Annotated in this window: 29 protein-coding genes; 11 read left to right on the top strand and 18 right to left on the bottom strand. The window is 72.5% G+C overall.

The window, feature by feature from the left end:
* Positions 1-15: 15 nt before the first annotated feature.
* Entirely contained in the window at positions 16-1,632 is a 1,617-nt protein-coding gene (locus tag AC2EAQ_RS10930; RefSeq protein ID WP_484643400.1) for a GMC family oxidoreductase, read from the bottom strand.
* A gap of 183 nt (positions 1,633-1,815) precedes the next feature.
* Here AC2EAQ_RS10930 and minC point away from each other — a divergent pair, with 183 nt between their 5' ends.
* The 4 genes from minC (at position 1,816) to AC2EAQ_RS10910 (ending at position 5,000) form a co-directional block, all read left to right on the top strand.
* On the top strand, positions 1,816-2,556 hold the full coding sequence (minC, locus tag AC2EAQ_RS10925) for a septum site-determining protein MinC (protein ID WP_484643395.1): 741 nt from the start codon (positions 1,816-1,818) through the stop codon (positions 2,554-2,556).
* 46 nt (positions 2,557-2,602) lie between these two features.
* Entirely contained in the window at positions 2,603-3,439 is an 837-nt protein-coding gene (gene minD, locus AC2EAQ_RS10920) for a septum site-determining protein MinD (protein WP_484643390.1), read from the top strand.
* A 5-nt stretch (positions 3,440-3,444) separates the two neighbouring features.
* Positions 3,445-3,720 (top strand): cell division topological specificity factor MinE, encoded by a 276-nt coding sequence (minE, locus tag AC2EAQ_RS10915; RefSeq protein WP_484643385.1) that lies wholly within the window; start codon positions 3,445-3,447, stop codon positions 3,718-3,720.
* A 317-nt stretch (positions 3,721-4,037) separates the two neighbouring features.
* On the top strand, positions 4,038-5,000 hold the full coding sequence (locus AC2EAQ_RS10910; protein WP_484643381.1) for a Tim44 domain-containing protein: 963 nt from the start codon (positions 4,038-4,040) through the stop codon (positions 4,998-5,000).
* A gap of 22 nt (positions 5,001-5,022) precedes the next feature.
* Here the strand turns inward: AC2EAQ_RS10910 and AC2EAQ_RS10905 are convergent, their stop codons facing one another.
* Genes AC2EAQ_RS10905 through AC2EAQ_RS10865 form a run of 9 tightly spaced genes read right to left on the bottom strand, consistent with a single transcriptional unit; the run spans position 5,023 to position 9,628 of the window.
* Positions 5,023-5,385: a translation initiation factor Sui1 gene (locus tag AC2EAQ_RS10905; RefSeq protein ID WP_484643378.1), complete on the bottom strand. Its 363-nt coding sequence runs from the start codon at positions 5,383-5,385 to the stop codon at positions 5,023-5,025.
* Between the two features lie 3 nt (positions 5,386-5,388).
* Positions 5,389-5,991, bottom strand: a complete 603-nt coding sequence (locus AC2EAQ_RS10900; protein WP_484643374.1) for a DUF938 domain-containing protein — start codon at positions 5,989-5,991, stop codon at positions 5,389-5,391.
* Positions 5,992-5,993: 2 nt separating this feature from the next.
* Positions 5,994-6,338 carry a hypothetical protein gene (locus AC2EAQ_RS10895; RefSeq protein ID WP_484643372.1) on the bottom strand — a complete coding sequence of 115 codons (345 nt, stop codon included), beginning with the start codon at positions 6,336-6,338 and terminating at the stop codon, positions 5,994-5,996.
* Positions 6,339-6,348: 10 nt separating this feature from the next.
* Positions 6,349-7,455, bottom strand: coding sequence for an S-(hydroxymethyl)glutathione dehydrogenase/class III alcohol dehydrogenase (locus AC2EAQ_RS10890; RefSeq protein WP_484643370.1), 1,107 nt, complete (start codon positions 7,453-7,455; stop codon positions 6,349-6,351).
* A gap of 34 nt (positions 7,456-7,489) precedes the next feature.
* Complete coding sequence (locus AC2EAQ_RS10885; RefSeq protein ID WP_484643368.1) at positions 7,490-7,858, bottom strand: hypothetical protein; 369 nt, start codon at positions 7,856-7,858, stop codon at positions 7,490-7,492.
* Between the two features lie 48 nt (positions 7,859-7,906).
* Positions 7,907-8,311, bottom strand: coding sequence for a hypothetical protein (locus tag AC2EAQ_RS10880; protein ID WP_484643365.1), 405 nt, complete (start codon positions 8,309-8,311; stop codon positions 7,907-7,909).
* A gap of 39 nt (positions 8,312-8,350) precedes the next feature.
* Complete coding sequence (locus tag AC2EAQ_RS10875; protein ID WP_484643362.1) at positions 8,351-8,710, bottom strand: cupin domain-containing protein; 360 nt, start codon at positions 8,708-8,710, stop codon at positions 8,351-8,353.
* 23 nt (positions 8,711-8,733) lie between these two features.
* Positions 8,734-9,180, bottom strand: coding sequence for a deaminase (locus AC2EAQ_RS10870; protein WP_484643358.1), 447 nt, complete (start codon positions 9,178-9,180; stop codon positions 8,734-8,736).
* Positions 9,181-9,196: 16 nt separating this feature from the next.
* The gene (locus AC2EAQ_RS10865) at positions 9,197-9,628 is read right to left on the bottom strand and encodes a DUF1801 domain-containing protein (RefSeq protein ID WP_484643354.1); all 432 of its coding nucleotides are present in this window, start codon (positions 9,626-9,628) and stop codon (positions 9,197-9,199) included.
* A gap of 212 nt (positions 9,629-9,840) precedes the next feature.
* Here AC2EAQ_RS10865 and AC2EAQ_RS10860 point away from each other — a divergent pair, with 212 nt between their 5' ends.
* Complete coding sequence (locus AC2EAQ_RS10860; RefSeq protein WP_484643349.1) at positions 9,841-12,216, top strand: PAS domain-containing hybrid sensor histidine kinase/response regulator; 2,376 nt, start codon at positions 9,841-9,843, stop codon at positions 12,214-12,216.
* 49 nt (positions 12,217-12,265) lie between these two features.
* Here AC2EAQ_RS10860 and AC2EAQ_RS10855 read toward each other — a convergent pair whose 3' ends face one another.
* From AC2EAQ_RS10855 to AC2EAQ_RS10830, 6 genes are all read right to left on the bottom strand, one after another.
* Positions 12,266-12,709: a nuclear transport factor 2 family protein gene (locus AC2EAQ_RS10855; RefSeq protein ID WP_484643346.1), complete on the bottom strand. Its 444-nt coding sequence runs from the start codon at positions 12,707-12,709 to the stop codon at positions 12,266-12,268.
* The gene (locus AC2EAQ_RS10850) at positions 12,691-13,050 is read right to left on the bottom strand and encodes a GFA family protein (protein ID WP_484643340.1); all 360 of its coding nucleotides are present in this window, start codon (positions 13,048-13,050) and stop codon (positions 12,691-12,693) included. Before AC2EAQ_RS10850 ends, AC2EAQ_RS10855 begins: the two co-directional genes overlap by 19 nt.
* 107 nt (positions 13,051-13,157) lie before the next feature.
* Positions 13,158-13,565 carry a YkvA family protein gene (locus tag AC2EAQ_RS10845; RefSeq protein WP_484643337.1) on the bottom strand — a complete coding sequence of 136 codons (408 nt, stop codon included), beginning with the start codon at positions 13,563-13,565 and terminating at the stop codon, positions 13,158-13,160.
* An 11-nt stretch (positions 13,566-13,576) separates the two neighbouring features.
* Positions 13,577-14,074 carry a TspO/MBR family protein gene (locus AC2EAQ_RS10840; protein ID WP_484643332.1) on the bottom strand — a complete coding sequence of 166 codons (498 nt, stop codon included), beginning with the start codon at positions 14,072-14,074 and terminating at the stop codon, positions 13,577-13,579.
* Between the two features lie 32 nt (positions 14,075-14,106).
* Positions 14,107-14,649 (bottom strand): hypothetical protein, encoded by a 543-nt coding sequence (locus AC2EAQ_RS10835; RefSeq protein WP_484643329.1) that lies wholly within the window; start codon positions 14,647-14,649, stop codon positions 14,107-14,109.
* Between the two features lie 34 nt (positions 14,650-14,683).
* Positions 14,684-15,181, bottom strand: a complete 498-nt coding sequence (locus tag AC2EAQ_RS10830; protein ID WP_484643327.1) for a DUF6265 family protein — start codon at positions 15,179-15,181, stop codon at positions 14,684-14,686.
* Between the two features lie 101 nt (positions 15,182-15,282).
* On the opposite strand from AC2EAQ_RS10830, the gene AC2EAQ_RS10825 reads away from it, so the two are divergent.
* Positions 15,283-15,969 (top strand): hypothetical protein, encoded by a 687-nt coding sequence (locus AC2EAQ_RS10825; protein WP_484643325.1) that lies wholly within the window; start codon positions 15,283-15,285, stop codon positions 15,967-15,969.
* Positions 15,969-16,739 carry an ankyrin repeat domain-containing protein gene (locus tag AC2EAQ_RS10820; protein WP_484643323.1) on the top strand — a complete coding sequence of 257 codons (771 nt, stop codon included), beginning with the start codon at positions 15,969-15,971 and terminating at the stop codon, positions 16,737-16,739. The genes AC2EAQ_RS10825 and AC2EAQ_RS10820 overlap by 1 nt, the downstream gene beginning before the upstream one ends.
* Positions 16,740-16,799: 60 nt before the next feature.
* Here AC2EAQ_RS10820 and AC2EAQ_RS10815 read toward each other — a convergent pair whose 3' ends face one another.
* A complete protein-coding gene (locus tag AC2EAQ_RS10815) occupies positions 16,800-17,165 on the bottom strand; it encodes a DUF1428 domain-containing protein (protein WP_484643321.1) in 366 nt (121 codons plus the stop codon).
* Positions 17,166-17,270: 105 nt separating this feature from the next.
* Between AC2EAQ_RS10815 and AC2EAQ_RS10810 the strand changes: the two genes are divergently transcribed.
* Positions 17,271-17,849, top strand: a complete 579-nt coding sequence (locus tag AC2EAQ_RS10810; protein ID WP_484643315.1) for a flavin reductase family protein — start codon at positions 17,271-17,273, stop codon at positions 17,847-17,849.
* A gap of 13 nt (positions 17,850-17,862) precedes the next feature.
* Here the strand turns inward: AC2EAQ_RS10810 and AC2EAQ_RS10805 are convergent, their stop codons facing one another.
* Positions 17,863-18,333 carry a YybH family protein gene (locus tag AC2EAQ_RS10805; protein WP_484643313.1) on the bottom strand — a complete coding sequence of 157 codons (471 nt, stop codon included), beginning with the start codon at positions 18,331-18,333 and terminating at the stop codon, positions 17,863-17,865.
* A gap of 85 nt (positions 18,334-18,418) precedes the next feature.
* Between AC2EAQ_RS10805 and AC2EAQ_RS10800 the strand changes: the two genes are divergently transcribed.
* From AC2EAQ_RS10800 to AC2EAQ_RS10790, 3 genes are all read left to right on the top strand, one after another.
* The gene (locus AC2EAQ_RS10800) at positions 18,419-19,723 is read left to right on the top strand and encodes a M16 family metallopeptidase (RefSeq protein WP_484643310.1); all 1,305 of its coding nucleotides are present in this window, start codon (positions 18,419-18,421) and stop codon (positions 19,721-19,723) included.
* 149 nt (positions 19,724-19,872) lie between these two features.
* A complete protein-coding gene (locus AC2EAQ_RS10795; protein ID WP_484643305.1) occupies positions 19,873-20,682 on the top strand; it encodes a GntR family transcriptional regulator in 810 nt (269 codons plus the stop codon).
* Positions 20,679-21,467: a transporter substrate-binding domain-containing protein gene (locus tag AC2EAQ_RS10790; RefSeq protein WP_484643300.1), complete on the top strand. Its 789-nt coding sequence runs from the start codon at positions 20,679-20,681 to the stop codon at positions 21,465-21,467. The genes AC2EAQ_RS10795 and AC2EAQ_RS10790 overlap by 4 nt, the downstream gene beginning before the upstream one ends.
* Positions 21,468-21,539 lie beyond the last annotated feature (72 nt).

Raw genomic sequence — 21,539 nt, 5'->3', positions numbered from 1 at the left:
TCTCCGGATAGGTGCTCATCGGGCGTCGGCGAGCACCAGGTCGGCACCCTTCTCGGCCACCATGATCGTCGGTGCGTTGGTGTTGCCCGAGGTGATGTGGGGGAAGACCGACGCGTCGATCACGCGCAAGCCGTCGAGACCGTGCACTCGTAGACGTGCGTCCACGACGGCATGGGCAGGATCGGGGCCCATGCGGCAGGTGCCGACGGGGTGGAACACGGTCGACGCGCGGTGGCGGATGTCCTCTTCCAGCGCCTCACGCGACTGCACGGCGCCCCCTGGCTTCAACTCCTGATCGATCACGGCCGAGAGCGCCGGCGTCGCGGCCAGCCGGCGCAGCCACTGCGCACCGGCCACCAGCGCTTCGATGTCTTCAGGTGCCGACAGCGAGTTCGGCTCGATCAGCGGCGGCTCCCCGATGTCCGGCGTGCGCAACCGCAGCTGGCCCCGACTGGCCGGCCAGCAAGGCTGCGCGCTGAGCAGGAACCCGGGAAACGGGTCGGGGCTCATCAGTGCGCGCTTGCCGGGTACCGCCCTCGTGTAACTGAGCGGCGAGAAGTAAAGCTGCAGATCGGGCCGCGCGGCCTCCGGTGACGAGCGCACGAAGCCGCCCCCCTGATTGACGCTCAGGGCAAGCGGGCCGCCCCGCGTCAGCAGATAGCGCAGGCCGACGCGCAGCTTGCCGTGCCAGGGTCGCAATGAGTCGTTGAGCGTCGGCACACGGGAGCGGTACAGGTGATCGATGCACAGGTGGTCCTGCAGGTGGCGGCCCACGGACTGCAGTTCGTGCAGGATCTGGATCCCCAGGGCCTGCAGCCACTCGCCCGGCCCCACGCCGGAGGCCTGCAACAGCAGCGGGGAGTGCACGGCCCCCGCACAGACGATCACCTCGCGCGCGGCCACGGCGCGCTGGAGCGTGCCGCCGCAGCGGTAGTGGACGGCGACCGCCCGGCGCCCGTCGAACTCGATGCGCGTGGCCAGCGCCCCGGTGCGCACGTCGAGCCGGCCGTCGCGCCGTGCCGGATGCAGATAGGCGCGCGCGGTGGACATACGCCGGCCGCCGTGCATCGTGATCTCGTACAGGCCCAGGCCTTCCGCGATGGCGCCGTTGAAGCCCGCATTGCGCGGCAGGCCGAGCTGTTCGCCAGCGCTCAGCCATGCATCGCACAGCGGATGCACCTCGTGCGAGACGTCGCTCACGCGCAGCGGGCCATCGCGACCTCGCCAGGCCCCGTCGCCACCCGGGAAGCTCTCCATGCGGCGGAAGTAGGGCAGCAGGTCCGCGAAGCCCCAGCCCGGGTTGCCCGCATCGCTCCAGCGCTGATAGTCGTCGGCCTGCCCGCGGATGTAGACCATGGCATTGATCGAGCTCGAGCCGCCAAGGACCTTGCCGCGCGGCCAATAGCCGCGCCGGCCGGCAAGCGCTGCTTCGGGCTCGGTGTGCAGGCGCCAGTTCAGCGCAGGGTCATGGAAGGACAAGCCATAGCCGATCGGTACCTGCACACGCAGCGAGCCGTCACTGCCACCCGCTTCGAGCAGGAGCACACGGTGGCGGCCACCCTGTGACAGGCGATGGGCCAGCACGCAGCCGGCCGATCCGGCGCCAACGATGACGTAGTCGTGGATCGTCACGGGCGCTAGGTTGCCACGACATCCATCTCAAGCGGCAGGCCCACTTTGGATCGATTGGCAGACCACTGCGGACGTGTCAAGCCCCCAGGATGAGCGCAGTGAATGCCCCGGGGTGCACCCGGTGCTGCAAGGTCGGCGCAAACCCCGTCGATAGAATCGTTTTTCCCCCTCCACTGGCCTTGCATGAACGCCGTCGTCTGCAGCGAGAGTCATTCCGCCCGTCTCGAACTCAAGAGCGCGGCGCTCACGCTGATGGCCGTGGTGCTGCGCACCACCGACCTCGACGCGCTCGCCGACGAGCTGGAGCAGCGGGCCTCGGTGATGCCGGGCCTGTTCGACGACGAGCCGGTGGCGATCGACCTCGCCTGCGTGCGCGACGCCGAGCCGCCGCTGGACTTCGACGCGCTGGTGGCGCTGCTGCGCCGCCATCGCATGCGCCCGCTGGCCGTGCGCGGCGGCACGCCCGAGCAGGCGGCCGCGGCCGTCGCGGCCGGCCTGCTGGAAGCGCCGGAGGGCGCGCGCCCGCAGCCGCGCGAGGTGCCGCCGCCGCCCGAGGTGATCGAGCGCGTGGTGGAAGTGCAGCTCGCGCCGCTGCCGCCGCTGGTGGTGGACAAGCCGCTGCGCTCGGGCCAGCAGGTCTATGCGCGCGACCGCGACCTGATCGTGCTGGCGCTGGTCAGCCACGGCGCCGAGGTCATGGCCGACGGCCACATCCACGTCTACGCGCCGCTGCGCGGCCGCGCCCATGCGGGCAAGGCCGGCAATGCCGACGCGCGCATCTTCTGCCACCGGATGGAAGCCCAGGTGCTGGCCATCGCCGACGTGCACCGCACCACCGACTCGGGCCTGCCCGAGGGCCTGATGGGCGGCGCGGCGATGGTGCGGCTGGCGCACGGCGAGATCATCGTCGAGCGACTGGGCTGATCCGGCAACGCTTTCCCACTCACCCCCGTACAAGGACCTGCACCCGATGGCCAAGATCATCGTCGTCACCTCCGGCAAGGGAGGCGTCGGCAAGACCACCACCAGCGCCAGCTTCGCTTCCGGCCTGGCCCTGCGCGGACACAAGACGGCGGTGATCGACTTCGACGTGGGCCTGCGCAACCTCGACCTGATCATGGGCTGCGAGCGGCGCGTGGTGTACGACCTGGTCAACGTGATCCACGACGAGGCCAAGCTCAACCAGGCCCTGATCCGCGACAAGCACTGCGACAACCTGTCGGTGCTGGCCGCGTCCCAGACGCGCGACAAGGAAGCGCTCACGAAGGACGGCGTGCGCCGCGTGCTCGACGAGCTGTCGGACATGGGCATGGAGTACATCGTGTGCGACTCGCCCGCCGGCATCGAGAACGGCGCCCTGCTGGCGATGCACTTCGCCGACGAGGCGCTCGTCGTGACCAACCCCGAGGTGTCCTCGGTGCGCGACTCCGACCGCATCCTGGGCATGCTCGCGTCCAAGACGCAGCGCGCGATCGACGGCAAGGACCCGGTGCGCGAGCACCTGCTCGTCACGCGCTACGACCCGGCGCGCGTGGCCAGCGGCCAGATGCTGTCGATCGACGACATCCACGACATCCTGCGCGTGCCGCTGATCGGCGTGGTGCCCGAGTCGGAGGCCGTGCTCAACGCGTCCAACCAGGGCGTGCCCGCGATCCACATGGCCAACAGCCCGGTGGCCGAGGCCTACAAGGACGTGGTGCGCCGCTTCCTCGGCGAGGCGCGCGAGATGCGCTTCACCACCGAGCCGGCCCGGCCCGGCTTCTTCCAGCGCCTGTTCGCGCGCCCTGCGCGCCAGACGGGGGCCTGAGCGCGATGGCCTGGTGGTCCTTTCTCCTCGGCCGCAGCAACCGCAACTCGGCCCAGCTGGCCAAGCAGCGGCTGCAGGTGGTGATCTCGCAGCAGCGCGCGTCGCGCGCACCGCGCGCCCCCGACTACCTGCCCGCGCTGCAGCGCGAGCTGCAGCTCGTGGTGGCCAAGTACGTGAAGGTCGCCCCGCGCGAGGTGGAGGTGCGCTTCGCGCAGCCGCGACACTCGCCGCACGGGCTGGAAGTGCGCATCGAGCTGCCGCCGCAGCCGGCGCACGCCTGAGGCCTTGGCGCCGCGTGGCGCGCCAGTGCTGTTGCCCACGCGCAGACGGGTCCATCGCGACTGGGTTTTCAGGAAGCGGCCTCCAGCCAATTCCGGCGCCCGGCCAGGAGCTGACATGAACGCAGCGGCCACCCAGCGCCCTGGGCTGGCGCCAACCCTTGCAGGCGAACGACCGCAACCGGTACGGCGGTCGACGCCCCCGGCCGGCCCATCCCCCTACGCTTTCCGGGGCCAGCGCCGATGGCGCACACTCCGCTCGCCTCGCGCGCGCCCGACGCGCACGAGTCCTTCACCCTGAGTTACGACGAGGACGGACGATGAAGAGCTTCCTGTGGATGGCCGCCCTGGCCGCGGGCCTGGTGTTCGCGACGGCCCCCGAGCCGGCCGAGGCCAAGCGCCTGGGCGGCGCCAAGTCTTCCGGCATGCAGCGCAGCGCCACCCCCGACAAGCCGGCGACGCCGCCGGCGGCCGCGCCCGCCAACCCGGCACCGGCCGCCGCTGCCGCACCGGCCACGGCCGGGGCCGCGGCAGCCGCCGCGCCCAAGCGCTCGTGGATGGGCCCGATCGCCGGCCTGGCCGCCGGCCTGGGCATCGCCGCCCTGTTCAGCCACCTCGGCATGGGCGAGGAACTCGCCAACTTCGTGATGATCGCGCTGCTGGCACTGGTGGCCTTCATCGTGATCCGCCTGCTGATGCGCCGCTTCCTCGGCAATGCCGGCCCGCAGCCGGCCCTGGCCACGGCCTCGGCCGCGCCCGCCGCGCGCCCGGCCCCGCCGGTGTTCGTCGACGAGCGCCCGGGCATGCAGCGCAGCGCGCTCGCGCCGGAGATCGGCTCGGCCCTCAAGCCGCCGATGGCCGTGCCGGGCGTCACCGCGCCCGCCGCCACCGTGGCGTCGGCCCCCGTGCTGCCGGCCGGCTTCGACTCCGAAGGCTTCGAGCGCCTGGCGCGCATGCTGTTCGTTCGCATGCAGGCCGCCAACGACGCAGCCGACCTGGACGACCTGCGCAACTTCACCACGCCCGAGCTGTTCGCCGCGCTGCGGCTGGACCTGCAGGACCGCGGCGACGCGCGCCAGACCACCGACGTGGTCAAGGTCGATGCATCGCTGGTGGACTTCGCCCAGGAGGACTCGCGCCAGATCGTCAGCGTGCGCTTCACCGGCCTGATCCGCGAAGAGCCGGGCGCCGACGCGCAGGCCTTCGACGAGGTGTGGCACCTGGTGCGTCCGCAGGACGAGAGCCGCCCCTGGGCTATCGCCGGCATCCAGCAGGCTCAATAAGCCGCCGCCGCGCGCGCGGCGCTCAGCCGCCCGCGCGCTTGACTTGGCCGATGCCCTCGGCCTGCAGCAGGGCCACCACGCGGTCGGCGTGGTCGCCCTGCACCTCGATCACGCCGTCCTTGACCGTGCCGCCGCTGCCGCAGGCGCTGCGCAGCCGCTTGCCCAGCGCCGCCAGCGCGTCGGGCGCCAGCGCCACGCCACGCACCAGCGTCACCGTCTTGCCGCCGCGGCCCTTGCTTTCGCGGCTGACGCGCACCACGCCGTCGCCCTTCGGCGCGGCGGCCTGCGCGGCGCAGACACAGGCCGCCAGCGGGCGCCGGCACTGCGGGCACATGCGCCCGCCTTCGGTCGAAAAGACCAGGCCGCCGGTTGCAGGCTTGCGCATCGTCTAGCCCCGGCGGAACACGAGCGACAGGTTGTTGGCCGGCATCGGCACCGCTTCCAGCAGGGTGAGCCCCTGCGCCGACGCCTCGCGCTGCACCGCCGCCACCGTGCGCAGGCCCCAGCGCGCGTCGCGCGCGCGCAGGTCGGCGTCGAAGGCCAGGTTGCCGGACGATGTGGGCACACCGTCCACGAAGAACGGGCCGTACACCAGCAGCAGCCCGCCCGGCGCGAGACACCGCGCCGCGCCGGCCATCAGCGCCGCACAGGTGGGCCAGGGCGAGATATGCAGCATGTTGGCGCAGTAGACCGCGTCCAGCGACGCGGCCGCCACCGGCCAGTCGGGCGCCAGCACGTCGAGGTGCAGCGCCGGCGCGACGCCGCCCAGGCCGGCGCAGCGCGCGTCGATGGCCGCGAGCATCGACGCGTCGGCGTCGGTGGGCTGCCAGTCCCAGCCCGCGCCCGCCGCCGCGAAGTGCTGCGCATGCTGGCCGGTGCCCGAGGCGATCTCCAGCACGCGCGTACGCGGCGGCAGCAGTCGCTGCAGCACCTGCAGGATCGGCCCGCGGTTGCGCTCGGCCGCGGCGCTGAAGGGCAGGTCGGCCGACATGCTCACTGCTCCTGCGCCTCGATCACCAGGCGCTCTCGCTGCGCGCCCCGCACGCGCGTGGCGGCACGCACGCGCAGCGCCGCGCGCTCGGGCACGTCGATACGGAAGTGGTAGTCCAGGCTGTCGGTCTGGCCGGGGTTGTGGGTCGGGAGCTGGCGCGACCACTCGCGGCGCCCGTTCACTTCCACCGTCATGGCATGCGTGGCACCGTCCGCGTCCGCGGGGCAGCGCACCTGGAACCGCACGTCGACGTGGAAGCGGCGCACCCGCCCGAGCGCCGGCGGGATGTCGAGCGTGGCGATGTCGGCGTCGCCGGCATCCACGCGCCAGTGCTCGAGGGCCTGCATGGACAGAAGATCAGTACACGACCACGGAGCGGATCGACTCGCCGCGCTTCATCAGCGCGAAGCCCTCGTTGATGTCCTCGAGCCTGAGCTTGTGGGTGATCAGGTCGTCGATGTTGATCCGGCCGTTCATGTACCAGTCGACGATCTTCGGCACGTCGGTGCGGCCGCGCGCACCGCCGAAGGCCGATCCCTCCCACTTGCGGCCGGTCACCAGCTGGAACGGTCGCGTGCTGATCTCGGCACCGGCCTCGGCCACGCCGATGATGATGCTGCGCCCCCAGCCCTTGTGCGTGCACTCCAGCGCCTGGCGCATCACCTGCGTGTTGCCGATGCACTCGAAGCTGAAGTCGGCGCCGCCGTCGGTGAGCTGCACGATGTGGTCCACCACGTTGGGCACGTCCTTCGGGTTGACGAAGTGGGTCATGCCGAAGCGGCGCGCCATTGCCTCGCGCGCGGGGTTGATGTCCACGCCGATGATGCGGTCGGCGCCCACCATGCGCGCGCCCTGGATCACGTTCAGCCCGATCCCGCCCAGGCCGAACACCACCACGTTGGCGCCCGCCTCCACCTTGGCGGTGAACAGCACCGCGCCGATGCCGGTGGTGACGCCGCAGCCGATGTAGCAGACCTTGTCGAAGGGCGCGTCGGGGCGGATCTTCGCCAGCGCGATGCCCGGCACCACGATGTGGTTGGCAAACGTGCTGGTGCCCATGTAGTGCAGCAGCGGCTTGCCGCCCAGGCTGAAGCGCGAGCTGCCGTCGGGCATCAGGCCCTTGCCCTGCGTGGCGCGGATCGCCTGGCACAGGTTGGTCTTGCGCGACAGGCAGAACTTGCACTGCCGGCACTCGGGCGTGTAGAGCGGGATCACATGGTCGCCCGGCTGCAGCCAGGGCACGCCCGGGCCCACCTCCTGCACCACGCCGGCACCCTCGTGGCCGAGGATCGCCGGGAACAGGCCCTCGGGGTCGGCGCCGCTCAGCGTGTACCAGTCGGTGTGGCAGATGCCGGTGGCCTTCACCTCCACCAGCACCTCGCCCTCGCGCGGGCCTTCCAGGTCCACCGTCTCGATCGTCAGCGGGGCACCGGCCTTCCAGGCGACGGCTGCGCGGGTCTTCATCGTGCGGGCTCCAGGCGGATGGGAGCGCGCATTGTCACCGGGTGGCGTCGGGCCCCTCGCGACGCGACCGCCGCGCGGCGAACGCGACGAACAGCAGGCTGGCGCAGAACGGCCCCATCTGGCCCCAGCCGTAGTAGTTGCCGGGGATGTCGAGCTTCCAGTAGTAGTGCGCCGCGTCCAGCAGCGTGGCCACCAGCGCCACGACGCTGCCGGCCCAGCCCGCGCGCGGCGCCCAGCGGGCGCCGGCCGTCAGGCCCAGGGCCGACGCGGCCGCCACCAGCCCTGCCACGCCGGCCACGCTGGCCGTGACCGAGAAGTGGCCGGCGAAGAGCTGGCCGAACAGCAGGCCCACGGCGGCCACGAAGGCGATGCAGGCGGCGGCGGCGACGAGCGCGAAGGTCATGCGCCATGGTCGGCCCGCGCCGGGCCGCCGACAAGGAACCTTGCCACGTCAGGCGCCGCCGCGAAGCAGGTGCACGGCCGCCGGAAAGCCGGCCAGCAGCACCAGCCCCACGACGAGCAGGTTGCCGGTGGACGGGTCGAAGTCGGCCAGCGCCTTGCGCCAGGGGCGCCGCATCACCCAGCGGCCCATCGCCAGGTCGAAGGCGGCCATGAAGGCTGCGAGCACCAGGCCCAGCGCCAGGTGCGGCAACGTGCCGCGCAGGCCCACCCCCGGCACCAGCAGCCAGCACACGGCGAAGGCCAGCAGCGAGCCCGACACGATGCTCCAGCGCAGCGCCCGTTCCTTGCCGATGCGCGGCACCACCAGCACGGTGCGGGCGATGCCGTGCAGCGTCTCGGCGCCGGCCAGCACCACGCACAGCGCCAGCGCGCGCAGGGCCACCTCGGTGCTCATCGGGCGTGCCGCTCGTGCGTTGCCACTTGCGCCTTGCCGCTAGGCCGCGGGCTCGTAGATCACGAAGCGCTTGGTGGTGGTTTCCACCACCTCCCAGGTGCCGACGAAGCCGCGCGGCACGACGAAGCTCTCGCCCGCCGACACGGTGACGGCGCGGCCTGCCGCGTCGGTGACGATGCTGCGCCCTTCGAGCATGTGGCAGTACTCCTCCTCGGTGTAGGTCACGCGCCAGGCGCCAGGCTCGCTGCGCCAGACGCCGACCATGAAGCGGCCCGACGGGTCGGTGTAGTGCATCCACACCGTCTGCTGCGGATCGCCGGCCACGAGCTTGTCGGGCGCGAGGTGGTAGTGCTGCGGCTCGACGGTGGCGTCGAGCTTCTTCAGGGTGGGAGGGTTCATCGTCGTGTGGGCACGAAAGCCACTCAGGGGGCCTGCGGCGCGCCGGCGTCCTGCGCCTGCGCACCGACGAACATGCGGCGCACGCCGGCCCGCGCGGCGGCCGCCTCGCACAGGGCGCACGGCCGGGACGTGGAGTACAGGTCCGCACCGCGCACCGGCCCGGCACCCACGCGCGCCAGCGCGTCGCGGATCGCCTCGCGCTCGGCATGCGCGTCCGGGTTGCGGTCCTTCACCACGCGGCTCGGGCCGTGGCCGATGATGCGGTCGTCGCGCACGAGCACGGCGCCATAGGCCTGGTCGCCCCAGGACAGCGCCAGCTGCCGCATCGCCTCGGCCTCGCGGGCCCAGCGCTGGTGGCCGTCCGTCCCGGTGGCGAAGGCGAGTCGGGGCGCGCACGCGCACAGCAGCGGCGCCAAGGTCAGCCGGCGTCGGAAGCACAGCTGCGTGTACCGGGGCGTCGGGCGCGTCATCGCGGGCGCCACGGGCTCAGGCCGCGCCTCCGGGCGGATACCGCCGCTTCACCTCGGCCACCGACGCCGACACCAGCGCTTCGAGCACGGTGAGGTCCAGGTCGGCCAGGCGCTTGAAGTACAGGCAGGACTGGCCCCGCTTGTGCGGGCCCAGCCGCGCGAGCAGGTCGTCCTGCTGCGGGCCGTCGGCCACCAGGTAGACCACGAACTCGCGCCCGCGCACCGCAAAGCCCGTCATGCACGACTCGCCGGTGCGGCCGCTCTCGTAGCGGTAGCGGTAGCTGCCGTAGCCGACGATGCTCGGGCCCCACATCTTCGGCGCCTGCCTCGTCACCCGCTTGAACATCGCCTTCAGCACCTTGCAGTCGGCCAGCTGCTCCGGCCGGGCGCGCGCGGCCAGCACCTCGTCGACGCTGGCGGTGGTGGGTTTCGTCTTCGCTTCAGCCATGGGCGGACCTCACGGGCCAGTGTGCGCTGCGGGAACCTGGCCCGCAAGCGGCGCGGGCCCGACCGACCGGAAGCTTCTGTCCACCGAGGCTACCCGAATGCGGAACAGCGATCGGTCCACGCCAGCGGATACGATGAGCCTCGTCAGATTCATGCGGTACCTCATCCGGAGCCGGGTCGGCGCTCCGGCGAAAAGACGCGGAGCCCGAGATCTTGCATCACCCGCTGCCCACCACCACGGCCCTGTTCGAGCACCTGGCCGACGCCGTCTACCTGCTCGACCCCGGCACCTCGAAGATCGTGTGGGGCAATCGCTGCGCCTGGGAGAGCCTGGGCCTCACGCGCGAAGAGGTGCTCGACCACAGCGTGTTGAGCCTGCAGAAGGACGTGACCGGTCTGCCGGCCTGGAGCGACATCGCCGAGGTGATCCGCGCCACGCCCTGCTACACCTTCGTCGGCCGCCACCGCCATGCCGGGGGCCACGAAGTGGCGGTGGAGGTGAACACCACCCGCTTCTTCGACCAGGGACGCGAGTACTTCCTGTCGGTGGCGCGCGACATCTCGCGCCGCACGGCGCTTGAGGTCGAACTGAAGAAGCGCGAGAACCAGCTCTGGTTCGCGCTCAACGAGGCCATGGACGGGCTCTGGGACTGGGACGTCAGGACCAACGAGGTGTTCTTCAGCCCCCAGCTCAAGCGGATGCTCGGCTATGGCCCCGACGAGATGGCGCCCGAACTCACCACGTGGAGTCGGAACATCCACCCGGACGACGCTGGCCGGGTGCTAGGGCTCATCCGCGACCACCTCGAAGGTCGAAGCGCCCGCTACGAGGCCGAGTACCGTCTGCGCGACCGCAACGGCAGCTGGCGCTGGGTGGTCGATTGCGGGCGCGTCTGCGAGCGCGACGCCGCCGGATCGGCCACGCGCGTGGTCGGCATGGTGCAGGACGTGACCCGGGAACGCGAGGCGCGCGAGGCCCTGGCGCGCAGCGAAGAGGAGCAACGCACCCTGATCGCGGCGCTGCCCGACGTGGTGATGCGCCTGGACCGCCACGGCCGACATCTGTTCGTCTCGGAGAACGTCAGCACGCTCGGGCCGTTCACGCCGGCCGAGATCGTCGGCCGCACCCACCAGGAGCTTGGCTTGCCCGAGCACCTGTGCCGCTTCTGGGAAGACAGCATCCAGCGCGTGTTCGACAGCGGCCGCGCCGTCGAGGAGCGCTTCGAGATGCCGCTGGCCGACGGCCCGCATCAGTTCAACTGGCGCGTGGTGCCCGACCGCGACCCGGCCTCGGGCGTGCGCACCGTGCTGGCGATCTGCCGCGACGTCACCGAGGCCAGCCAGGCTGAGGCCGAGCTGGCGCGCCATCGCCACCACCTCGAGGAGCTGGTCACCGAGCGCACCGCCGCGCTGGCCGAGGCCAAGGCGTCGGCCGAGGCGGCCAACCGCGCCAAGACGCGGTTTCTCGCGCACATGAGCCATGAGCTGCGTACTCCGCTGGCCGGCATCATCGGCATGACCGGCCTGGCACGGCAGCAGGCAGGCGACGCCCGGCTCGGCAAGCAGCTTGAGATGGTCGAAAGGGCGTCGAACCACCTCCTGCACCTCATCAACGACATTCTGGATCTGTCCAAGATCGAGGCCGAGCGCATGGTGCTCGAGCGCGTCGCCTACCGTCTGGGCAGCGTGTTCGACAGCCTGGAGCCGCTGGCCGGTCATCGCGCCGCGGCCAAGGGCCTGGCATTCGCTCTGGAGATCGAGCCTGCCCTGGTGGAGATGTGGCTCTACGGCGACCCTCTGCGCCTGAAGCAGGTGGTGCTCAACCTGGTCGACAACGCCATCAAGTTCACCTCTGCGGGCCGCGTGGCCGTGCGGGTGTCGCGCCTGTCCCCGCCGTCTGGCGCGTCGCGGCTGCGCCTGGAGGTGCAGGACACCGGCATCGGCATCGAGCCCCAGGACGTCGAGCGCCTGTTCGCGCCCTTCGAGCAGGCCGACAACAGCACCACGCGCCGCTTCGGCGGCACGGGCCTGGGGTTGGCCATCAGCCGCCAGCTGGTGCAGATGATGGGTGGCGTCCTCGACGTACAGAGCCGTCCTGGCCAGGGCAGCGTGTTCTGGTTCGAGCTGCCGCTGCAGCATGCACCGGCCGGTCCCGACGAGGCCGTCGAACCGTTGCCCGAGACCCTGCGCGAGGCGCTGCGCGCCATGGTGCAGCGCCGCGGCAGGGTCGAGCCCCTGCTCGTGGCCGAAGACGACCCCGTCAGTCGCGAGATCTCGACCCAGCTTCTGCGGCTGGCGGGTTTCGAGGTGGACGTGGCTTGCGACGGCCAGGAGGCCGTCGAGCTTGCCGCAGGTCGTCGTTATGCGATGGTGCTGATGGACATGCAGATGCCGCAGCTCAACGGCCTGGAGGCCACCCGCCGAATCCGCGAGGCGGGCGCGAGCCGCAGTGCGCTGATCGTCGCGCTCACGGCCAACGCCTTCGACGAGGACCGCCTGCGCTGCCTGGAAGCCGGCATGGACGACTTCCTCACCAAGCCGGTTCAGGCCGTGCTGCTGTACCAGAAGCTGTTGTGGCTGCTGGACTGACCGGCTCGCACGACCACCCTGCTGCAGGCGCTGGGGCCCTGTGCCGTCTTCAGGGTGCTGAAGCGGGCCCGGCCGGCAGCGCGGTGGCCTGCGACCACACGGCCTGCCACCGGCCATCGCGGCACTCGTAGCTGTCGGTGTGCCAGCAACGCACCACCTTGCCCGACGGGAACGTGAGGGTCGCCTCGTAGCGAACGACCGCCATCTGCGGCGTGACGCGCACGCGCATCGGCCCGTGCTCCCAGCCGGCGTAGAACGGCTCGGCCGCGATCAGCGCCAGATACCGCTCGCGCACGAGAGTGCGACCGGCCGGCGTGACCAGTTCGTACTCCGGCGCGTGCAGGCTGTCGATCGTGGGCAGGTCGCGCGCGACGAGGGCCCGCGTGCGCTGCAGTTCCAGCGCCCGGAAGAACTCGTCCGGCGATCCGCCCGACGGCTGCGCATCGGCAGGGTGGGTGGCGCGGCGCCGGCCCGTCACCCGACGTACTTCCACGAATCGGCGCCGTCGAAGAGGCGGATCCGCACGTCGCCCAGCGCCGACGGCTCGAAGTTGCGCGCGTTGACGCCGCTCCAGGTGTCGGCCCCGGTGACGAACTTCTTCCACTGCATGACGCAGCCGCAGGTGCGGCAGCGGATGAAGCGCTGGCTCCGGCGGCCCCAGGTGTACTCGTCTGTGGCTCCGGGCTCGGCCACCAGGCGCACCTGCGAGTCCCTGTAGTAGGCCCACAGCACCCCGTAGCGGCGGCAGATCGAGCAGTTGCAGTTGGTCAGGCCGCGCGGCCTGCGCGGGACCTCGATGGCGACAGCGCCGCAGTGGCAGGTGCCGGTGAGCAAGAGGGTTCTCCTGGTGTGACGGCCGGTCCATCGGGATCGGGTCAGGCCGCCATCTGCCGCTCCGTGGAGAGGGACACCGCACGCCATGCTACGGCACCGCACGCGTTTCAGCGAAGCCCCGGCGCCCAGCTGTTCCAGGCCCACAGTCCCAAGCCCAGCGCGGCGGCCAGCCAGATCGCGACGATTGCCACCGCACCGACCCGACTGCGCGGTCGCTCGCGCGACGACGCCATCCACGCCTCGGCCTGCTCGCGACACTGCGCCAGCACGTCGGCCGGCAGCCAGCGCACGGCCAGCCAGATCAGCGCGGGCAGCAACAGCACGTCGTCCAGATAGCCCAGCACGGGGACGAAGTCGGGGATCAGGTCGATCGGGCTCAGTGCATAGGCCACGATCACCGCCGCCAGGACCTTGGCGTGCCAGGGCGTCCCGGGATGTCGGCCGGCGAACCACAAGGTCAGGCCGTCGCGACGCACGCGGTGAGCCCAGGCCCGCAGGGTGGCACCGGCCCTCATCGCGGCCGCCCTCAGCCCAGCAGCGACGGGTTGAGCCGCCACAGCGTGAAGTTCAGCGCCGACGCGAACGCCACCCACGCGAGGTAGGGCACCAGCAGCAGCGCCGCCAGCCGGTGCAGGCGCCAGAACTGCCACGCGGTGGCGGCGATCAGCAGCCACAGCACGATCACTTCCGCGAACGCCAGCGCGCCCTGTCGCCAGGCGAAGAAGAGCCAGCTCCACAGTGCATTGGCCACCAGCTGCACGCCAAACAGGCGCAGCGCGAGCGCGGCGCCCGAGAACCCATGGTCGCGCCACACCAGCCACGCGGCGACGGACATCAGCACGAACAGCACGGTCCACGCCGGCCCGAACAACCAGGCCGGCGGCGCCCACGCGGGCTGCACGAGCTGGGCGTAGAAGCCCGCGGCGTCGATGGACGCCAGGGCGCCGATGGCCCCGGTGACGAAGCTGGCCAGCAGCCAGGCGGCCAGGCCCAGGGCCTGGGTGGTGGGGGGCGGTCGGGTCATGGACGGACTATGGGGCATCGTCACCGGTCGCGTCAGGGGCGACCGCGTGCTGCCTCGATGCGCCGGAACAGCGTGCGGTTCCACTCGGCGTGGACCTGAGGATGCAGGTGGTTCGCCGCCCTGGGCGGGATCTCCACGCCGGCTGCCACAGCCGCGGCCTGGAGGTCGTGCAGCCGATCCGGCCAGCCGGCGGGCCAGGGGTGCAGCAGCGCGCGAAGCATCTGCAGGTCGACGTCCCAATGGCGGTCATACAGCGACTGGGCATCGTCACCCAGGCGGAACCAGTCCGCGAAGCTGCGGCATGTCGGGATCCAGGCCCAGAACTCGTCGACCGGGCCGCAGAACGCCACCACCTCGGCCGCGAGGCGAGCGCGGCTGAAGCGAGGCTCGGTGGGCGAGATGAGCCGGAACACCCCCGACATGAAAGCGTTGCGCGTGGGGTCGATCTCCACCTCGGACGAGATGCCGTACCAGGAGCGGCCGTCCTCGTCCGCGAGGCCCACCCACATCAGCGCCGCGTCGGGCGACCAGGGCGGCGCCGTCCACTCGGTGTCGACGAAGATGCGGCGCGTCATGACCTGTGCCGCTCGTCGAAGGACGTCGCGGCGCTCATCGCGCCGGCCCGCCGGCCGCCGTGTCGCAGCCGATGCGCGTGAACGCGAACTCGATGCTTCGCGCCGATCCCTGGCGAACGCCCTCGATGCGGGCCAGCAGGCGCGTCGGCTCCGGCCGCGCATAGACGACGCGCTGCGGGAAGTCGTGCTCGCGGTTCTCGAACACGGCTTCGCCGGGGCGCACGCTCTGCGCGCGGAACACGGTGGGCGGGCGGCCCGAAGGCTGGGCGATGAAGGCGAGCATGCCGTCGGGCAGCAGGCGCAGCTGCATGAACTCGAAGCCGACCGTGCGGCCCTGGCGGACCGTGCGGCTGACGCCGAGCATCGTGCCGCCTGCGGGCGCCAGCCAATGCTCGACGGTACCGGGCTCGCCGGGATCCGCCTGCCAGCAACCAGCCAGCCACGACAGGGCTTCGACGCCGCCGTCGTTCGCGAGCGCGCCGCCGCTCGCCAGACCGGCCGCCGCAGCGAAGACGAGGGATGCGATGCGCATGGCAGCCTCCGATGTGCCTGACCCGGGCCCGCCCGGCCGGGCCAGCCCGCAGCGCGGATGATGACATCGGCGCGCGCCGCACCATGCCTACACTGCCGGCCATGTGGTGGCAGAACCCCGCGGAGTACGTGAAGGGCGCGCTCGGCATCGCCGCCGCGCTGGCCGTGGTGGCGCTGGCGCTGTGGATCGAGTGGCGGCGCCTGCGGCGATGGCCCTGGCCGCGGGACCGGCGGCCCGCCCTGGGCGTGGCGATGGCCATGGTGGGCGTGGCCGCCGGCTTCGTGGCGCTGATCGGCGGCGGCTACCGGTTCCACGGCGGCCACGCGCCGGCCGGGCTGGACCGCGCGTTCTGGCCCGCACTGGCGGTGCTGGTCGGCGTGGTGGCCTGGTTCGCCGCGGTGCAGGTGCCGAAGTGGCGGGCCCGCGCGGGCGGGCTCCGCACCCCCGAAGCCGTGGACTACCACCTCGACCCCGACGCACGGGCCCTGTGCGCCCACCTGAAGCCGCTCGAGGACGATCTGCGCCGTGCCGTGCCCGGCCTGCACCGGCTGCCGGGCGCGTCGCTGCACGTGCCGTGCCGGCTCGACCGGCCGGCGCTGCAGCGCCGCCTTTCGCTGTCCGATGCGGTGCGCTACGAGGAGCCGGTGTACCGCAACCGCCATGGCGACGACGAACTCGGCGCCCTGCTGCGCTGCACCCACTGCGCAGCCACGGTGAGCTTCGTGCACGACAGCGTGGCGCGGCCCGGCACGCCGGTGTATCCGCCCGGGCCGGGCGGCAGCGGCTGATGACGGCCGGGCCGACGGCGCGCGGCCTGGTGCTGGCGCTGGGTCTCGCGTGGGCCCTGGTGGGCGCGGCCCCGCGGATCGCTTCCGCGCAGGCCGCCACCCTGCCCGAGGCCTGGGCCAGCGCACTGAAGGCCCGCGACGCGTCGCGCCTGGGCATGCTCGCGCGTGATGCCGGCGGTGTGCTGCCGCGCGGCCGGCATGGCATGACACCGCTGCACAGCGCGGTGGTGGACGACTGCCTGCCCTGCGTCGACGCGCTGCTGGCCGCGGGCGTGTCGCCCGCGCTGGCGCGCGACGACGGCGGCACGCCGCTGCACCGGGCCAGGCCGCCGATCCGCCAGCGGCTGATCGCTGCCGGCGCCGACGTGGCCGCGCGCGACGCGCTGGGCCGCACGCCGCTGATGACCAGTGCCGAGCCGGGCCCCGAGCTGCTGCCCGCGGGCGTGAACGCGGTGGACCGGCACGGCTTCACCGCGCTGCACTGGGCCGCGCTGGCCGGCAGCCACGACAGCGTGGCCTGGCTTCTTGCCCAGGGGGCGGACCCGCGCCTGCGCAGCACCGCGCGCTACGAGCATCGCGAGGGCGTGCTGGCCGCCGAGTTCGACCCCGTGATCCCGTTCGAGCCCGGCCAGCGCGCCTTCGACCTCGCGCGCTTCCAGCACGACCGCACCAAGTGGGCCACCAGCCGCTACACGCGCACGAAGGAACTGCTCGACGCCGCCACGCCGGCCGACCCCGGCGGCTGGCTGCGCAGGCTCACCGGGCGCTGAGGCTCGGCTTCAGCCGGACGCCGGCCCGCGACCCACCGCGGCGTGCTCGCGAACGCCACGTCAGTCGCCCATGCCCACGATCTCCTTGAACCCGCCCCAGAACATGCGCTTCGGATCGAAGGGCACGTCCGACGAGTCCATCGCGGCGATGCGGGGGTCGGCCATCACCTTGCGGTTGACGCTGTCGCGGTGACGCCGGCTGCGGTAGAGGATCCAGGACAGCATCACCGTCTCGTCGGGCTCGAGCAGCACGGCCTGCGGGAACGACGTCACCTTGCCCGGCTTCACGTCGTCGGCGATGCACTCGTGGAAACCGAGCGCGCCGTGCTCCATCCACACCTTGCCGGCGGCGCGCGCCAGGCGGCGGTAGTCCGCCACGCGCGCGATCCTGACCGGCAGCACGAAACCGTCCACATACAGGGCCATCGGTGTCTCCTTCGGTTGCAGACGCCAAAGCATGCCGCGGCATGGCGGCCGCTGTCGAGCCAGGCACACAATGCAGGCCGTCCATCCAACCCGTGCCGACGCCCCGTGAACGCGCCCCGCATCGCCCCCGTCGCGCTCGCCCACGCCTGCCGCCTCGTCAACCACGGCCCCACCGTGCTGGTCTCCACCGCCCACGGCGGACGGCGCAACGTGATGGCCGCGGCCTGGAGCATGCCGGTGGAGTTCACCCCGCCGCGCATCGCGGTGGTGGTGGACAAGAGCACGTTCACGCGCGAGCTGCTGCTGGCGTCGGACCGCTTCGCGCTGAACCTGCCGTGCCGCGCCCAGGCCGACCTCGCCTACACCGTGGGCAGCGAGAGCGGGCGCGACGGCGACAAGTTCGCGCGGCACGGCATCGGTGCCTTCGACGGCCCGGCGCTCGGCCTGCCGCTGATCGAGGGTTGCGTGGCCTGGCTGGAATGCCGCCGCCTCGCCGAGCCGCACAGCGAGGCGGCCTACGACACCTTCTTCGGCGAGGTGGTGTCGGCGCAGGCCGACGCGCGCGTGTTCGCCGACGGCCGCTGGCGTTTCGCCGACGACAACGCCGCGTTGCACACGCTGCACCACCTTGGCGGCGGCCTGTTCGCGCTGCCCGCCGCCACGGTGCAGGGTCGGCGCCTGTAGGCCTGCGCCGGGCCTAGCGCGGGCAATTGCAGACGGCGTAGCCGTTGTCGAACACCACCTGCCAGCGCCCGCTGGCCGGGTCGCGGCGCCAGGTGGAGACGTAGCGCACGGTGACCTTGCCGTCGGCATTGGTGACGGGGCCTTCGCTGTAGCCCAGTTCCCCGCCGGCGGCCACTTCCACGATCTCGGGCCGCCAGGAGAACGGCGCGACCGGCCCGTCGAAGTAGGCCTTCCACTGCGCCAGCACGGCGGCCTTGCCGCGCAGCGGACGACCGCCGCCGATGAACACCGCGTCGTCGGCCACATGGGCGGCAAAGGCGGCGAAGTCGCGCTCGGCCATCGACCGGGCGAAGGCCGTTTCGGCGGCGCGCACCTCGGCGGCACGCGCGTGCAGGTCGACCGTGCCGCCCGCGCCGGGCGCGACGACGGCGCAGCCGGCGAGCGCCAGCGGCAACAGCAGGTGCAGGGTCCGGGTCGGCGGCATGAGGCGATCATCGCCCCGCCGCGCAGTCGCATCAAGGGCGCGACTACGATGCATGCTGGCCGCAGCCCCTGATTCGCCCGCCCGCATGCCGACCCCTGCTCCCGACACGCTCACCCTGCCCAGCGGCGCCCGCGTCGTGGCCCTGCCCACGCCGGCGCAGGCCACCGCCACGGTGGCGGTGTTCGTGCGCAGCGGCAGCGCGCACGAGGCGCGCCTGGTCAACGGCATCAGCCATGTGGTGGAGCACATGCTGTTCAAGGGCACGGCGCGGCGCGACGCGCGGCGCATCAATGTGGACGCCGAGCGCCTGGGTGCCGAGGTCAATGCGCACACCGACCGCGACCACACCGCGTTCTACATGCGCGGCCTGCCCGAGCACGTGGGCGAGTTCACGCGCATGCTGGCCGAGCTGGTGCTGGAGCCGGCGTTTCCCGCCGACGAGCTGGAGCGCGAGCGCCAGGTGCTGCTGCAGGAGCTGGCCGAGGACGAGGACGACCCCGTCTCCACCGCCTACAAGCTGTTCGACGCCGCCTGCTACGGCACGCACCCGGCGGCGATGCCGGTGATCGGCTCGCGCGCCCGGGTGGAACGGCTCACGCGCGACGACCTCGTGCAGTACGTGCAGGGCCAGTACCGCGGGCCCAACGTGGTCGTCGGCGCCGCCGGTGCGTTCGACGCCGACGCGTTCCTGCGCGACGCGGCCGCGGCCTTCGCGCCGCTGCCCGCAGGCACGCCCAACCAGGTGCCACTGCCCGGCTACGTGGGCGGCGTGCGCACGCGTGCCCAGGCCGGATCGAGCCAGACCCACGCCGTGCTGGGCGGCGCGCTGACGGCGCGGCGCGAGGCCTCGCCGGCGCAGGAGGCGGCGGCGGCGCTGGCCGCGGCGGTGCTGGGCGAGGGCATGAGCTCGCCGCTGCTGCACGAGCTGCGCGAGAAGCGCGCGCTGGCCTATCACGCGTCGGCAGCGGCCGACGCGATGGACATGTGCGGCCAGTTCGTGATCGAGACCTCGACCGCGCCGGAGCGCTTCGACGAGTGCCTCGACGCAGTGCTGGAACTGCTGCTGGCCCACGCGAAGGCCATCGACCCGGCCGAGCTGGCGCGCGCCAAGCGCCAGCTCGCGGTGCGCCGCCTGCGCGCCCAGGACAAGCCGCTGCGCCGCATCGAGGAGGCCGCGCTCGACCTGTTCGCCCGCGGCCGGCTGCATTCGCCGGCCGAGCGGCTGGCGGCGATCGAGGCCACCAGCGCCGCAGCGGTGCGCGCCGTGTTCGAGCGCATGCTCGACGCCGGCCTGTCGCTGGCGATCACCGGCGAGCTGCGCCGCGCGGCGGGGCAGCGGGCGCGGGCCCGGCTGACGGCCGCCGGCCTCGCCCCCCGCGCTATCTCCTAGCGCGCCGTGCCCCTCGGGCATGCCTCTTGCCTGCTGCTTGCTCAGCAGGCTTGCATACAAGTCTGGCATGTAACGCTTGCACTCCCAGGGTGCGCGGCCAGTCCCGGCCGCACCACCGGGGAGCGCCTTCCGAGGAACCCGCACCGCCGATGAGCACGCGCGCCAGCCCCGACGAGATCGCCGACCGCATCGTCGACGCGATCCTGGCCGGCAGCCTTGCGCCGGGCCAGCGCCTGGGCGAGCAGTCGCTCGCCGACCTGTTCGGCGTCAGCCGCACGCTGGTACGCGAAGCGCTGGCGCGGCTGTCCGCGCGCGGCATGGTGGAGGTGAACTCGCGCCGTGGCTGGTTCGTCGTGCAGCCCTCGCGCGAGGAGGCGCTGGAAGCCTTCCAGGCGCGCGTGGCCATCGAGACCGGCCTGCTGCACTCGATCGACGCGGCGCCGCCGCGCGCCGCGCTGCGCCGGCTCAAGCAGCACGTGAGCGCCGAGCGCGCGGCGATCCGCGCCGGCGAGCCCGGGCCGCGCAGCTACCTGCTCGGCGACTTCCATGTCTGCCTGGCCGACTGCCTGGGCAACCCGGTGCTGGCCGAGATCCTGCGCGACCTGACCGCGCGCACCACGCTGATCGCCACGCTGTTCCAGTCCAACCACGACGCGGCGCAGTCCTGTGCCGACCATGCCGCGATCGTCGCCGCCCTCGAAGACGGCGACCTGCCGCAGGCCCGCCGCCTGGTGCGCGAGCACATCGAGACGGTGGCGCAGCACCTCGGCGTGCGCCATGCCGCGGCCGACCCCATCAACCAGTTGCGCCAGGCGCTCGCCGCCGCGCCGGCCGCCGCGGCGCGCGCGCCGTCGGCCGCGGCGGCGCGCCCCGCCCGCAAGCTGTTCACCGCCCTCGTTCCCCCCTCAACCCCCACAGCCCGTGCCGTGCGCGGGCGCACCCAGGAGAAGTCCGCATGAACCGCAACCGACGCCTCGTCGCCCTGGCCCTGGCCGCCATCCCCTGCCTGCCGCTGACCGCGGCGGCCCAAACCGCGCTCGACGACGTGATGACGCGCAAGCTGCTGCGCGTGGCCATCCCGACCGACTTCCCGCCCTACGGCTTCGTCGGTACCGACCTCAAGCCGCAGGGCCTGGACATCGACATGGCCAACTACATCGGCGCCAAGCTCGGCGTGCCGGTGGAACTGGTGCCGGTGACCAGCGCCAACCGCATCCCCTACCTGCAGACGAAGAAGGCCGACCTCGTGATCTCCACGCTGGGCAAGAACGCCGAGCGCGAGAAGGTCATCGACTTCTCGGCCGCCTACTCGCCGTTCTTCCAGGCGGTGTTCGCGGCCAAGGCGCTGCCGGTCAAGGGCGCCGCCGACCTCGCCGGCAAGACCGTGGGCGTGACGCGCGGTGCCATCGAGGACCTGGAGCTGACCAAGATCGCCCCGCCGACGGCCGACATCAAGCGCTTCGAGGACAACAACGCCACCGTCGCCGCCTTCGTGTCGGGTCAGGTGCAGGTGCTGGCCACCGGCGCCTCGGTGGCCGGCAACATGATGGCGCGCAACCCGCAGCTGGGCACCGAATACAAGTTCGTGCTGAAGGACTCGCCGAACTTCATCGGCCTGAACAAGGGCGAGGACAAGCTGCGAGCCAAGGTCAACGAGATCATCGCCGGCGCCAAGGCCTCGGGCGACCTCGACAAGATGGCCGTCAAGTGGCTCGGCCGCCCGGCGGGCGATCTGCCGAACTGAGGCCCCCCCCGTTGCGCCTTCGGCGCTCCCCCCCGGGGGGGCGGCGCTGGCGGACCGGCGGAGCCGGATCCG

This window comes from Aquabacterium sp. T101, from assembly GCF_057219775.1.
Note: the sequence above shows the minus strand (reverse complement) of the source record. Positions and strands in the feature narration are given on the sequence as shown.